Origin of the sequence: Pseudoalteromonas sp. S3785 (genome assembly GCF_005887365.1) — a bacterium.
Taxonomy (GTDB): domain Bacteria; phylum Pseudomonadota; class Gammaproteobacteria; order Enterobacterales; family Alteromonadaceae; genus Pseudoalteromonas.
In genome coordinates this window covers 1-442 of the sequence record NZ_PNCT01000144.1, presented here as the reverse complement: position 1 = coordinate 442, position 442 = coordinate 1, and the positions used below count along the sequence as shown (strand labels likewise).

Below are 442 nucleotides of genomic sequence, written 5' to 3'. Positions count from 1 at the left end.
GGCGAGTAGCGCAGTTTGGTAGCGCACTTGGTTTGGGTCCAAGGGGTCGCAGGTTCAAATCCTGCATCGCCGACCACTTCTTTTATTTTTATAATTGAAAAGCTTACTGGCAAACTATGAAGTTTTCGATGCGCCCGTAGCTCAGCTGGATAGAGCAACGCCCTTCTAAGGCGTTGGTCGAAGGTTCGAATCCTTCCGGGTGCGCCATTTGAAAACAAAGTAAATACCGTGGTGATTGTAGCTCAGTTGGTAGAGCCCCGGATTGTGATTCCGGTTGTCGTGGGTTCGAGCCCCATCAGTCACCCCAATTTACTTCGAGTATCGGCGATTAGCGCAGTTTGGTAGCGCACTTGGTTTGGGTCCAAGGGGTCGCAGGTTCAAATCCTGCATCGCCGACCACTTTCTTAACATTGCAGTTAGATAAGCAGTTAAACGACTCCTC

Annotated in this window: 3 tRNA genes; all 3 read left to right on the top strand. The window is 50.0% G+C overall.

Features of this window, described 5'->3' with window-relative positions:
• Positions 1-130 precede the first annotated feature (130 nt).
• Positions 131-207 (top strand) — tRNA-Arg (locus CWC17_RS18915).
• A 24-nt stretch (positions 208-231) separates the two neighbouring features.
• Positions 232-307, top strand: a tRNA-His gene (locus CWC17_RS18910).
• Between the two features lie 15 nt (positions 308-322).
• Positions 323-399 (top strand) — tRNA-Pro (locus CWC17_RS18905).
• Positions 400-442 lie beyond the last annotated feature (43 nt).